The organism is Lysinibacillus sp. RS10, assembly GCF_041956855.1.
GTDB lineage: Bacteria > Bacillota > Bacilli > Bacillales_A > Planococcaceae > Lysinibacillus > Lysinibacillus xylanilyticus_A.
On the sequence record NZ_CP167122.1, the window covers coordinates 769,604 to 782,145 of the forward strand.

The window sequence follows — 12,542 nt, forward strand, 5'->3', positions numbered from 1 at the left end:
GCACCTCCTAAGTAAAATAATCATTTGAAAGATTTTTAGTGTTATGGACCTGCGATACAATACCGACTGCAAGTCTAGTTATTATACCGAGAGCCACAAGTAAGTATCCTACTGGGATAAGGTAGAATGGTTCTATGAGAGTACCATCTACACCGACTTTGGCACCGATTATACTGTGGGCAATTAGACAACCGATTCCTACAATAAATAACGTTAAAGCTGGAAAATATCTTAGTTTCATATTCGTTAAAATCTCCTATAATTATTTAAAATAATTTCATTAACTTCAATGTAATATTGAGCTATTCATTAGTTGTTGTTGAATCTTTCGAATGCTCCAGTATGTCCCCGGGTTGGCAATCCAGCACTTCGCATATTTTATCCAAAGTTGACAGGCGAATCGCCTTCGCTTCGCTTTACCGTTTTTCAGTATGGAGATATTCGCCATGGTCAGTCCTACTTTCTCGGAAAGCTCCGTAACGCTCATTTTCCTTTTAGCCAACATGACATCAATATTGATTATGATCGACATATAAACACCTCAGATTGTCAAATCATTTTCTGATTTGATTTCAAGTGCATTTTTTAACAGTTCCTGTAGAACAGCTGCAAAAACCGCGACTGCCGAAGTTGCGAAGATGATGACTGCTCCCATCATTGCGATTGAAGAATGCAAACCGTTCTGGAACCACAGGAATACCACACCTATTAGATATAATGCAATGATTGCAATGGCACAGTAGCTTATGTGTTTCAAAGACTCTACCACCAATTCAGAAAAGGCATTTTTGCTTTCGATATAATCCAATAGTTTAAACGCCTGATACAGCGCAATATAAAACGGTATTACTGTAATGTACACGAAAATTAGCACAGGAAATCTTAAATAGGCATAATCAGGATTCGTCTATGCCATATTCCTGGTATAGCCTGGCAACCAGTATATACATGACAGAAGAGCAATAATACCCAGAGTCACAATAGCCTGCTTCAGGAAAGTAGTTTTGCATCGTTTCATAGAGCACCTCACAATTGAATGTTGGTAACAGATTATCACGGAATTTATCGTAAATCAATAAATAATTGTTGTATATAGCGAAATATATATTGAAAAGAAGAAGAGGAGTGCCGTATATATCCTGAAGGTGACTAAGGGGCCGCTATCGATAATGGACCTCACACTAACCAGAGCGCGTTCTTCAATCATACTCTGACGATACCGAACTAATTCTCGCAATTCACGTTGGGTGCGATCTCGACCTTCCTCTCCCAGCCGTAGTATTCAATACCCGTTCTGAATACATTTTCATCTTCTGTGGTGTAGCGCTGGTTTTTGCGCTACATGTATGGCTAACGGAGCAGCATTCCTGTTTGAAGGATGTTCGAGGTCGAGAGAAAAGGAGCCCTCTAATGGATGTACTAAATTTTATGATTGAAAATGGTACGTCCTTAAACGAAACGGCAGATAATGTTGTGGCGACTTTTGCAGATCTTATAGCAAAGTTTCGTAAAAAACTCCCTTGTGTTTATGTACTCTTCGATGGATAATGGAAAGTATTGGGTTATCTAGGAAATGCAAAGTCCAAATTATTGCAAAAGGAGTTAGAGCGATGGAGTATAGCAACAAGAAAGTATTTGTACCTGATGATAAAGCTAATAAGAAACAAGGGATTGACCTTGGGAATTATACACATATTCGTGCATATCATGCCTGTCGTCCTATTAATATGGAAAGCTACCTTGAAGAGGGTATAATACCTTTTCACGTAGGGGAAATGCGTCAAATTGCAGCTGAAACTTTTGGAATATCATTAAACATAGTTACGGAAAACGAAGCTACACTGCAAGATTCCGATTCCAAACATGTTTATTTTAGCTTGTTCAAGGAAGAACTACTCAACGGAAGCGGACACTATTTATGTTGGGGGAGTGAATACCTTGCCGCAATTGCTGGGCAATTAGATAAAGGCATATATGGGGAATATCACGATATGTTGTCCAATAGCGGAATCCCTACCATTTTTGTTTGTGATATACCGATAGACTTATTACCACAATATCAAGTAGATCTTATATCTGAACATTATAATCCTCGAAATAGCAACTTTGCAGTATGGATTTCAGAAACGTTAAAACCTGAGCATATTGTTACACATGAACATCCAACAAATATATATAACCCTTTACAAGGATGTCAGTATATAAATAAACAAACCACGTGCGAATGGTGTGTACATGTGCAAAAGTAGCATCGGGCTTTGCTTCTATAGCACATTTTCAATTAATATTTACAAGGAGCTCTAAAAAATACTTTGTTTCGGAGGTTAAAATGGACTTATATCTATCAAACAATTATCGAACAAGAGCAAATGCAATAACATTTTTGCCCCCTCATCTTGTAGGAATAGATAATGAATTAAGGTTTAAAGGGTTTTTGATAAAAGATTTGATCGAACCTATTGAAACACAAATTTATGGAATGCTTTGTGCAGTTATAAACAAAGACAAGGTGAAAATTGAAAATATCGATTTTACTACTACTATTCATGCTTTAAGATTTATTTATGAAAATTTATTTGATGAAAAGACTGCCATAAAAGAAGCAACAAAAAATGTAACTAATTTTCCTAAGTTCCAAGACCAATCTATTGAATTAAAAGAAGTAAAAAAGTATGTTACGATCACAAAAAAAGAACTACATAAACTAGTAGAAGTAACTAAAGAGTTTAAAAATAAATATGAAAGCGAACTTGAAAAACAATCAGAAAGCTTGAATGCTCTATTAGATGACCTTACTAATAATTTGAACGAAAACACTATTACGGTAGATAAAACATTATTAGAAACTTTAATTAGAACAAGTCTATTTAACATAATTGAAAAAAAGAGTGTTATTTTGTTACCAGATAATTGGAGTATATTGAGTGAAAAATATAAGGATTTAGAAAGAAGTAATCAATTTGTAAAATAAGAAGATTTAAAGACTTAGGAGATATTCCTAAGCCTTTTTAATGTCTTTGTTTTATGGTTTAAAAAAGACTCTTTTGTAGGCGTTCGGCACACCCAAGACATGTATCGAAAGAACCTTTTTTGAGTTGCAGGAGAAGGTTTCGACAATAATTTTGAAGTTAAAAAGGAAACAAAAAAGAGGCTGGGACAGAACTCGATTATTTTGAAAAATAGCGAAAACAGATAATAACTTTTCCGCTTCAATGAGTAGAGTGTTCCTTCCTAAATCAAAAAAATGTTAGACCAATGCAATCGGTCTAACATTTTTTCTTTTTGTCCCAGCCTCGACGGTTTGTCAGGTAAATCATTTTTACTTTTCTAGATAATCCTGCATGTAATGGCGGTGGCACTAACCAACCTTTAAAAAAGGTCACTGAGTGAAGTGACCTTAATGAGGGAGCATTCCTGTTTGAAGGATATTCGAGGTCTTGAAAGAAAAGGAGCTCTCTAGTATGATGCATGAGTGTCAACGACCATTGACCCATCATCAAACAAGGAGGACTCCTTTATGCATTTTAAATGGAATAATAAAATTAATCAAGTTACTGAAAATACACTCGTTGTCGGTATAGATATTGCAAAGCGTATTCATTACGCATGCTTTGTCGATGAACGCGGGCGAGTAATAGAAAAAGCCTTTGCGGTACATCAATCGAAAGAAGGCTTCGAAAACTTGTATGAAAAGATTCTTCAAACGATGAAGGAAGCTAAGAAAACTGAAGTAATAATAGGGATTGAGCCTACAGGTCACTACTGGATGAACTTAGCCTATTTCTTAGATCAATATGGAATCCCACTTGTCATGGTGAATCCAATGCACGTAAGACGTTCGAAAGAACTAGATGATAACTTACCGACAAAGCACGATAAAAAAGATGCACTAGTCATCGCTCGCTTATTAAAGGATGGACGTTTCAGTTATCCACGTATATTGAAAGACATTGAAGCTGAGCTTCGTATCGGTTCTACTCTTCGTTCAAAATTGACGGAGGATTTGGCTAGTATTAAAAATCGAATCATTCGTTGGCTTGATCGCTACTTGCCAGAGTTTACTCAAGTCTTTCCTAATTTCGGGAAGATGGCACTTGCAACACTAGAAATGACGCCATTACCAAAAGATATTAAAGAGAAAACAGCTGAAGAGCTAGTCTTTCTTTACCGACAGGTAAAGGGAATGAGAGCTCCGCAGTTACCGAAAGCCAAGCTTCTTATCGAAGCCGCGAAAAGCTCTATCGGACTGACAGAAGGAACACAGATGGCCCAACACGAAATCGCCACGCTCTTACGTCAGTATCGGTTATTAGAAAACGAAATTGAAACTGTAAATAATCAATTAGCTGAAATGGCACAAAAGACAATGGAATATGAAATACTGGCTTCAGTTCCTGGTTTAGGAGACGCGACAATCGTTGATTTACTATCAGAAGTAGGAAGCTTCTCACTTTATGAAAATCCACGCCAACTTATAAAACTAGCGGGATTAACATTACGTGAAAGCTCGTCTGGTCAACATAAGGGACAAAAACATATCTCTAAACGAGGACGAAAGAAGCTTAGAAACACTCTATTCAAGGTTATAGTCCCGCTTATTCGTCATAACGATGCGTTTAAAAAGCTTCATGAATATTACACAACAAGACAACAAAATCCCTTAAGGGGAAAGCAGTCCATGGTGATACTCTGTGGTAAATTACTGAAGGTATTACATGGCATATGCAAAAAGAAAGTCTTTTTTAACGAGCAACATATGATGAATGACCTCTACTGTCTCGCAGAGGCAGCGTAATTAATTCTTTCATCGAACTATAAAAAGAAGGATGACACGGAGAAGCCAGCAAAATAACTAAACTCAGACTATGAGTCTCTGGAGCAGCATAGCAGGCCTCTGCCTTATGAATAGACCGAACGAAGGAATGTAAGCGCAAATGACGCTAAGAGACATGGGAGGGTACGTCGTCATAAGTAACGCAGAGATCCATTGTGCATCACATAGTGGATTAAAAAGCTAATGATTTCCATTAGTTTTAGCGAAGCGTACACCCAGAATGTAAATTATAACTATAAATTAAAAATACTGTTTATAAATCAAGTGGAAAAATATTTTTTCTTCATCACTGAGTGGTGGAAACCGTTGATACATCAATGTTTATAGAGGGAGTTTAGTCGAATAGAGGATTGATGTAAAGGAGGATAAAATGAATATATATTGTAAGAGTGCATTACATCAAATTAAAGTCGCTGTAACGACAATTGTTGAAATGATAGAAAAGTTAACAGAAAATGACTTGCAAAAAAGGCCTACACCTAATAAGCAGTCCATAGGAGAGCTGTTAGAACATATTGCTATTATTTGTGAAGCTGATTCGCTTATTTCGGACGGGGCATCTCAAGACAAGATGAACAAATTTTATTCAAGTGTTTCATATAAAAGTCTAAATGAGATTAAAGAAGCATTGATAAAAAATCATCAATTTTTAGAAGATAAATTTATGAATTTCACAGAAGTCGAACTTCAAGAGGAAGTTACTTCTTTTTGGGGTGTTACATACTCACGATATGAATGGTTGTTAGAGATAGTAGCTCATATTTATCATCACAGAGGGCAATTACACTCTATGCTTATTCATTGTTATGGAATAGACCCAAAAGTTCCATTGTTTGAATAGAACTTTACTATTGAACTAACAGGTGCTTTACTTGAAGATCATTGAGCTGCATAATGCAGCTCTTTTTTCTTATTGAACTCCCATGAAAGAACTTAATCATCTTTCATTTTCTGTGGTGAAGTGCTGATTTTTGCATTTCATGGATGGCTAACGGTGCAGATTAGTTTAACAAGAAGGGGTTCCCTGATTAGTTTGGATGTAAGCATTAGAATGTTTTATAAAATTTTTCGCGATTTGAAACTATTCAAATCGTACATTTTCTGAGATTTCTTTAATCTTGTCCCAATCTAAAATTTGAATTTCTTTCTCTTCTCGTTTGATAATCCCTTTCTCTGTCCAGTCCTTTAGTATTCTATTTAGATGTCTTTTTGTAGTACCAATCAACGAGGCAACATCATCTAAAGAATTTGTTTTTATATATTGATTTACATGTGAAGGGGATTCAACCGAGCATAAATAAGCAGCTAGACGTACACTTACTGGTGAGAGTGCATTGACTTTTGATGAAATGGTACAAGTTAAAAGCTTATAGGCTAGCTCTTTCAACAATAGTTGATTAAATTTACTATCAAATTTTAAATTTGTTTCATACACTTCTAAAGGAATAAATAATACTTCACATGGCTCTACTGCAATACAGTTTGATACAACTAAGCAATCTGCAAAGATTTCGATATCGCCCATAATTGCTGGTTGTTGACAGTAGCGTAATAGTAATTCTTTTCCTGTCACTTCTAAGCTAGACACCATATATCTTCCTGAAAGTAAAAAATATATGCCATCTATCTTGTCACCTGCTTTTAAAATAAATTCATTAGGTTGAAAAGTACGTACAAAAAGGGACGATATTAGCTCTTTTGCTAAAGTGTAGTGATAAATAGATTGAAATAGATTTTGACTCATTTTTCCCTCCGGGACATCTGTCCTTTATCGTTGTTTTTATTTATTTTAATATAGTTATAGTCAATTAATAAAGAGGTAGGGATTCAAATGAACTTTGTATTCGATTTAGATGGAACACTTTGTTTTGATGGCAAGAGTATTGATAGAGAAATTATTGATGCACTTCAAGAATTAAAATTAGCAGGGCATCAAGTGATTTTTGCCTCAGCTAGGCCGATTAGAGATTTAGTACCTGTTATACCAAAAAGCTTTCATGAAGGTCTATTGGTTGGAGGAAATGGTACATTTACTTATGATCATGGGCAAATTCAAGTAATACATTTTGAACAACAAATTTTAGACAAACTCATTAAACTCATTCATCAACATCAATTAAAATATTTAGCAGATGGTCAGTGGAATTACGCCTTTATAGGTAATGTTGCACATCCTATTTATCGAAATATCGATAAAACTAATTCAACGAACATTCCGTTGGAACAATTACTGCCAGTCTGCAAATTAGTTTTATTCCAACCAAATGAGGAAGTATTAGAAGCTCTTCAAGCAATTCCTGTCACAGTCACACACTATAAAACTGAGCACGCCATCGATATAAGCCCTCTCGGTATTAATAAAGTTAGAGGACTTCATATGTTGAACATTCAACAGTTTATTGCTTTTGGGAACGATAGTAACGATCAATGCTTGTTTGAACATGCAGTACATAGCGTATGCGTCGGGAATAATGACGTGAAACGTTATGCGAAAGAAAACATCGAACGAGCAGATGTAGCAGGAAAAATTCGAGCATTAATTGGAAAGTGTTGTGTAGATGAAGGAGATACATCTAAGCTTATTAAAAATTAATAACGCTTTCAATAAGGTTTAAAATTTTGTAGATACAGTAAGCCAAAAACTTCGAAGTAACAAGGGTAATAGGGATACTTGTAGTTAATAGATATAAGCAGCTAAATGCTTTCGGTTATCAAGATAAAAGTTTGTTATTCAACTCCCATGAAAGAACTTAATCATCTTTCATTTTCTGTGGTGAAGTGCTGAGTTTTGCGCTACATGGAAGGCTAACAGGTGCTTTCAACAAGGGTTTCAAAAATAATCAAACCTTTTTATAAAGAAGTTAATCTGCCACATTAAATAAGAGCATGTTTTGATCAATCTTTTTTCAAAACATGCTCTTTAGGTTTGTTCTCATATCAAGGTTGATATCGTTAATTTAATCAAACTTTATTACAAAGCTAAAGGACATTTATACGAATTGAATTCCAAAGTTTTCTATAGCAAAAACTATTGTCACTAATCATTGAGAGCAAAGCGCCCAGTTGGAACGGAAATCAACAACACGTTATGGTGATTAGCCAGTATTTTTATTCACAGGTAAATTTGAGAAGTGTATTTTTCCATTTGCTTTTTTTGTTCATTAATTAGAAGTTTTGTCGAAAAAATCCTGCTATTTAATAAAAGTAGTATGATTTATTTAATTAGAAAATATTTGTTAAAAGGAGATTCCCATGCAAAGAACATGAGAATCTATATCTTATCAACATGCTTAATAGAAAAGTAAACGGATCCATCGATATTTTTCTAATTAGCCAAAAAATAAAAAGTAAATGTGAGGTAGTTTATGGGCTTTTTCAGAAAGAAAAATAATTCTAAAATGCATTCCAATTCTATTTCAACTAGCCAAATGATGAAGACAAATTTAGCAAACGAATTAAAAACAAATCTTCAAGAAAATTTACAAAGAATAAAAGATTCTCTTGGGAAAAGCTCGGATATTATCATTCGAGAAATTCGAGTAGGAAAAGAAGAAACTATTAAAGCCGGTATAATCTATACAGATGGATTAACTGATACAATCTCATTACAAAATTTCATTTTAGAAACGCTCATGCTAGATTTCGAAGGTACCGAATTACAGAAAAAGCTATCTCCTGAACAAAATCTGATTAGCATATTAAAAGATTTTGCCATGACAGTGGGAGAAATTAAAGAACTAACTAATTTTGAAGAGCTTCTTACTGGACTATTATCGGGGGATACAATTATTTTAATCGATGGATATGCCCAAGGTTTAATCATTTCCAATAGGCATTGGGTTGAGCGTGGCGTAACGGAAGCAACAGCCCAGGTGGTAGTAAGAGGACCCCGTGAAGGATTCTCCGAAAATTTGCGTGTCAATACCGCCTTAGTTCGTAGAAGACTAAAAGACCCAGATCTCTGGATGGAATCAAAAATTATTGGAAAACGTACGAAAACAAATGTTGCCATGATGTATATCAAAGGAATTGCAAATGACAAAATAGTGAAAGAAGTCCGTTTGCGTTTGGATAAAATAGATATTGATGGAATTCTTGAAAGTGGAAATATCGAGGAATTGATTCAGGATGCACCTTATTCACCTTTTCCAACTATTTTTAATACGGAACGTCCGGATGTAGTAGCTGCATCATTATTGGAAGGGCGTATAGCCATTTTGGTTGATGGAACACCATTTGTCCTAGTAGTTCCAGCATTATTTGTTCAATTTTTTCAATCTTCGGAAGATTACTATCAACGAGCGGATATTGCGAGTCTTGTTCGACTCCTTCGTTTTTTTGCATTTTCAATTGCAATGCTGGCACCTGCATTATTTATTGCGGTCACAACTTTTAATCATGTAATGCTACCTACTGGATTCCTTATAAGTCTGGCAGCCCAACGAGAAGGTGCTCCATTTCCGGCATTTGTTGAAGCAATCATAATGGAAGTCACCTTTGAAATCTTGCGTGAAGCAGGCTTAAGAATGCCACGAAGCATCGGTTCAGCCATTTCTGTTGTAGGGGCATTTGTAATTGGAACAGCAGCGGTTGAAGCAGGCATAATCTCTGCTGCGATGGTAATCGTGGTTTCAATAACCGCCATTTCTAGTTTCGTTTCTCCAACTTACAATTTAGCTATCTCAGGAAGGATGCTACGCTTTGGGTTTATGGCACTAGCTGCTTCTTTTGGTTTATTAGGAATAACGATTGGTTTAATCGCTCTACTTCTGCATTTATGTAGTTTGCGTTCTTTTGGTGTGCCTTATATGTCTTCACTAGCTCCATATAATCTTTCCAATCAAAAGGATACGTTTATTCGTTTGCCTATATGGAAAATGTTTACTCGACCTCGTCTAATCAATCAACAAAATATCGTTAGGCAACAAGATTCAGCCTCTGCAAAACCAGGACCACCAAAAAATGAAGGGGGTTAAACGATGAAAAAGTGCATGTTTGTTCTCTTGATTCTTAGCCCCATTCTTACGGGATGTTGGGACAAGAGGGAATTAAATGAGCTTGGTATTACGTTGGCAATAGGAATCGATAAAGTAGAAGATGAATACCAAGTAACTGCTCAAGTGGTTGTACCTTCGGAAATACCCACGAAAACAAGTACTGGGCGTTCACCAGTCATCCTGTTTCAGGAGAAAGGCGAAACGGTATATGAAGCTTTTCGAAAAATTACAAAGTCATCGCCTCGAAAAATATATCCAGGACATCTTCGAATGCTTGTGCTTGGTGAGGATTTAGCTGAAGAAGGGATAGCAAAATCCTTAGATTTACTGTCAAGAGATTGGGAACTTCGATCTGATTTCTTTGTTGCAATTGCTAAGGATGGGACCGCAGAGGAGGTACTGAATGTTAGAACAACGATTGAAAGTATACCCGCCAATAAAATGTTTAACATCCTTCAGACGTCAGAAGCTTCTTGGGCTGCAACGAACGGCATTAAGTTAGATGAGTTGATAGCCTCTATGACAAGTAATGGAAAGGAAGCTGTATTAACAGGGATACTAGTAACTGGGGAACAAGAAAAGGGATCAAGCAAACAGAATGTGGAATCGATTACTCCTTCTGCGCGAATTGAATATGATGATTTGGCGGTGTTTAAAAAAGATAAACTGGTTGGCTGGTTAACTGAACGAGAAAGCAGAGGGTATAATGGCATCGTCAACGAAGTGCAAAAGTCTGTAACTGCTATATCTTGTCCTGAAGAGGGGAAAGCCACTATAGAGATTATTCAAGCGGATTCTAAAGTGACAGGCAAAATAAACAAAGGTATGCCTGAAGTGGATGTCAATATTAAAGTAAAAGGAAATGTTGGGGAAGTTGAGTGTCAAATTAATCTTAATGACCTAGATACGATTGTTGAGCTAGAGAAGATTACGGAAAAACAGATGGAAGAAACTGTTAAGATGGCCATTGAAACGGCACAAAAACAATATAAGTCAGACATCTTTGGATTTGGTGAAGCTATTCATCGATCTAATCCGAAAGAATGGAAAAAGATGAAAGAGCAGTGGGATGAGGAATTCCTTGGGGTGACAGCGAATGTTAAAGTAGACGTAAAACTTGTGCACACGGGTACAGAAGGTAATTCCTTCTTAGAAAAGATAGAGGTTAAATAATCATGATAAAAATTATAGGAATAATTCTAATTGCAGCAGTTATTGTGTGGATTGAAGTTCCACCTCTCTTGGAAAAAAAATATAAAAAAGAGTTACTTGTATTTTCAATTCTTCTCGCAATTGGGGTAGGTCTAAGTATTACACTTTTTGGATTTGAAAAATCTATTCCAAATCCATTTGATTTACTTACTTTTATTTTTAAACCGCTTAATGACTTGATTTCTCTTTTGTTGAAATAAAAGAACAGTGTAGAGGGGAAGGTATGATATGAAATGATGCAAGACGTTAAAATTAATTCATACCAATTTTTAGTTTTAGTTATTTTATTTACGATTGGTACGAGCATCTTAACTGTACCATCAGCATTAGCAACCGACGCAAAACAAGACGCCTGGATTGCGGCTATAATTGGTACGGGAATCGGTTTATTAGTCGTATGGCTATTCATCACTATAGCACAATGGTTCCCTCACCTCACCTATGTCCAAATCATTGAAAAACTATTTGGAAGATGGATAGGTAAAGCCTTTTCTGCTTTTTTTGTATTCATATCTCTTCTTTATGCTTCAGAACTTTTATATTATTTTGGGCTATTCCTAAACATCCATATGCTTCCAAACACACCGATGGTAGTCCTTAATATTCTTATGGCCGGGATTGTGGTGATGGGAGTCCGTCTTGGATTGGAAACCTTCGCTCGTACTGCAGAAATATTAATTGTCGTGTTCTTCGTCTTTTTTTTCATTTTAGTGGTGTGTCTTTCACCTGAAATGAAGTTTGAAAACATACAGCCTGTATATGAGATGGGGACAAAAAAAATCATTCAATCATCCATTTTTTATGTCATAGTATCTTCAGTAAATGCCGTTGTTCTCTTAATGATTTTTCCTTCTTTTGTTAATAAAATGAAACAAGGGAAAAAAATATTTTTAATTGGAAACTTAATAGGCGGCATCGTCATCATCTTTATTACATTTTTGTGTGTTACAGTATTAGGTTTTGAGAAAACTGCAGGAGAGATTTATCCAAGTTATGAATTGACCAAAAAGATTAATATCGGGAATTTTATACAACGTATTGAGGGATTAATGGCATCACTTTGGATTATCACTCTCTATTTTAAGACGACCCTTTATTTTTACGTTTCCGTTTTAGGGATGGCACAAATTCTGAATTTAAAAGATTACCGCCCTTTAACATTACCGTTAGGCATGATTGCCGTTGTTCTTTCTCTTGTAATTTATCCTAATATTATCTATCAAAAACATTTTGACGATACAACAGGTAATTCTTTAACATTAACAATTGGACTTTTCTTACCTCTTTTGTTGGTAGTCGTGTATGCAATTCGAAAAAGAACGAAAAGGAACGAAATAGAAATAAAGGAATAGATGATTATATTAATGATAAGGCAGCTCTGTCAGTCTGAATTACTCCGACTGATTGAGCTGTTTTTTTAAAATAGAATAGTAGTTCAAGATTTAAGTGTGGATTGATATATATTATATGATTTTATTGACAGCATGGCATAAAAGAAA

At 35.5% G+C, this 12,542-nt stretch carries 12 protein-coding genes and 2 pseudogenes; 10 read left to right on the top strand and 4 right to left on the bottom strand.

Translation table 11 applies throughout. The annotated features are described in order from the left end of the window. Positions 1–7: 7 nt before the first annotated feature. The 3 genes and pseudogenes from ACB089_RS03940 to ACB089_RS03950 all read right to left on the bottom strand — a co-directional run. On the bottom strand, positions 8–241 hold the full coding sequence (locus ACB089_RS03940) for a DUF3955 domain-containing protein (RefSeq protein ID WP_374965381.1): 234 nt from the start codon (positions 239–241) through the stop codon (positions 8–10). 61 nt (positions 242–302) lie between these two features. Beyond that, positions 303–532 (bottom strand): annotated as a pseudogene (locus ACB089_RS03945) (helix-turn-helix domain-containing protein). Between the two features lie 9 nt (positions 533–541). Further along, positions 542–892, bottom strand: a pseudogene (locus ACB089_RS03950) (DUF2975 domain-containing protein); the annotation flags it as partial. A gap of 518 nt (positions 893–1,410) precedes the next feature. On the opposite strand from ACB089_RS03950, the gene ACB089_RS03955 reads away from it, so the two are divergent. From ACB089_RS03955 to ACB089_RS03975, 5 genes are all read left to right on the top strand, one after another. After that, on the top strand, positions 1,411–1,548 hold the full coding sequence (locus ACB089_RS03955; protein WP_374965382.1) for a hypothetical protein: 138 nt from the start codon (positions 1,411–1,413) through the stop codon (positions 1,546–1,548). 62 nt (positions 1,549–1,610) lie between these two features. Further along, positions 1,611–2,249 (top strand): hypothetical protein, encoded by a 639-nt coding sequence (locus tag ACB089_RS03960; protein WP_374965383.1) that lies wholly within the window; start codon positions 1,611–1,613, stop codon positions 2,247–2,249. Positions 2,250–2,329: 80 nt separating this feature from the next. Then, positions 2,330–2,971: a hypothetical protein gene (locus ACB089_RS03965; protein ID WP_374965384.1), complete on the top strand. Its 642-nt coding sequence runs from the start codon at positions 2,330–2,332 to the stop codon at positions 2,969–2,971. Positions 2,972–3,517: 546 nt separating this feature from the next. Further along, positions 3,518–4,795: an IS110 family transposase gene (locus tag ACB089_RS03970; RefSeq protein WP_374965385.1), complete on the top strand. Its 1,278-nt coding sequence runs from the start codon at positions 3,518–3,520 to the stop codon at positions 4,793–4,795. A 409-nt stretch (positions 4,796–5,204) separates the two neighbouring features. Next, complete coding sequence (locus tag ACB089_RS03975) at positions 5,205–5,675, top strand: DinB family protein (protein WP_374965386.1); 471 nt, start codon at positions 5,205–5,207, stop codon at positions 5,673–5,675. A gap of 240 nt (positions 5,676–5,915) precedes the next feature. Here ACB089_RS03975 and ACB089_RS03980 read toward each other — a convergent pair whose 3' ends face one another. Then, positions 5,916–6,578, bottom strand: coding sequence for a Crp/Fnr family transcriptional regulator (locus ACB089_RS03980; RefSeq protein WP_374965387.1), 663 nt, complete (start codon positions 6,576–6,578; stop codon positions 5,916–5,918). Positions 6,579–6,665: 87 nt separating this feature from the next. Between ACB089_RS03980 and ACB089_RS03985 the strand changes: the two genes are divergently transcribed. The 5 genes from ACB089_RS03985 to ACB089_RS04005 all read left to right on the top strand — a co-directional run bounded on the left by ACB089_RS03985 (position 6,666) and on the right by ACB089_RS04005 (position 12,395). Beyond that, positions 6,666–7,427 (top strand): HAD-IIB family hydrolase, encoded by a 762-nt coding sequence (locus ACB089_RS03985; RefSeq protein ID WP_374965388.1) that lies wholly within the window; start codon positions 6,666–6,668, stop codon positions 7,425–7,427. A 772-nt stretch (positions 7,428–8,199) separates the two neighbouring features. Beyond that, the gene (locus tag ACB089_RS03990) at positions 8,200–9,810 is read left to right on the top strand and encodes a spore germination protein (protein ID WP_374965389.1); all 1,611 of its coding nucleotides are present in this window, start codon (positions 8,200–8,202) and stop codon (positions 9,808–9,810) included. A 3-nt stretch (positions 9,811–9,813) separates the two neighbouring features. Further along, entirely contained in the window at positions 9,814–11,004 is a 1,191-nt protein-coding gene (locus tag ACB089_RS03995; protein WP_374965390.1) for a Ger(x)C family spore germination protein, read from the top strand. Positions 11,005–11,006: 2 nt separating this feature from the next. Then, a complete protein-coding gene (locus tag ACB089_RS04000) occupies positions 11,007–11,243 on the top strand; it encodes a hypothetical protein (protein WP_374965391.1) in 237 nt (78 codons plus the stop codon). A gap of 33 nt (positions 11,244–11,276) precedes the next feature. Further along, positions 11,277–12,395, top strand: a complete 1,119-nt coding sequence (locus tag ACB089_RS04005) for an endospore germination permease (RefSeq protein ID WP_374965392.1) — start codon at positions 11,277–11,279, stop codon at positions 12,393–12,395. Positions 12,396–12,542: the final 147 nt, after the last annotated feature.

Bases quoted from the DNA above. Each gene is read 5' to 3' on its own strand.
- ACB089_RS03960 (WP_374965383.1), top strand. From the start codon at position 1,611: ATGGAGTATAGCAACAAGAAAGTATTTGTACCTGATGATAAAGCTAAT.
- ACB089_RS03980 (WP_374965387.1), bottom strand. From the start codon at position 6,578: ATGAGTCAAAATCTATTTCAATCTATTTATCACTACACTTTAGCAAAA.
- ACB089_RS03965 (WP_374965384.1), top strand. From the start codon at position 2,330: ATGGACTTATATCTATCAAACAATTATCGAACAAGAGCAAATGCAATA.
- ACB089_RS03990 (WP_374965389.1), top strand. From the start codon at position 8,200: ATGGGCTTTTTCAGAAAGAAAAATAATTCTAAAATGCATTCCAATTCT.
- ACB089_RS04005 (WP_374965392.1), top strand. From the start codon at position 11,277: ATGATGCAAGACGTTAAAATTAATTCATACCAATTTTTAGTTTTAGTT.
- ACB089_RS04000 (WP_374965391.1), top strand. From the start codon at position 11,007: ATGATAAAAATTATAGGAATAATTCTAATTGCAGCAGTTATTGTGTGG.
- ACB089_RS03975 (WP_374965386.1), top strand. From the start codon at position 5,205: ATGAATATATATTGTAAGAGTGCATTACATCAAATTAAAGTCGCTGTA.
- ACB089_RS03940 (WP_374965381.1), bottom strand. From the start codon at position 241: ATGAAACTAAGATATTTTCCAGCTTTAACGTTATTTATTGTAGGAATC.
- ACB089_RS03985 (WP_374965388.1), top strand. From the start codon at position 6,666: ATGAACTTTGTATTCGATTTAGATGGAACACTTTGTTTTGATGGCAAG.
- ACB089_RS03970 (WP_374965385.1), top strand. From the start codon at position 3,518: ATGCATTTTAAATGGAATAATAAAATTAATCAAGTTACTGAAAATACA.
- ACB089_RS03995 (WP_374965390.1), top strand. From the start codon at position 9,814: ATGAAAAAGTGCATGTTTGTTCTCTTGATTCTTAGCCCCATTCTTACG.
- ACB089_RS03955 (WP_374965382.1), top strand. From the start codon at position 1,411: ATGGATGTACTAAATTTTATGATTGAAAATGGTACGTCCTTAAACGAA.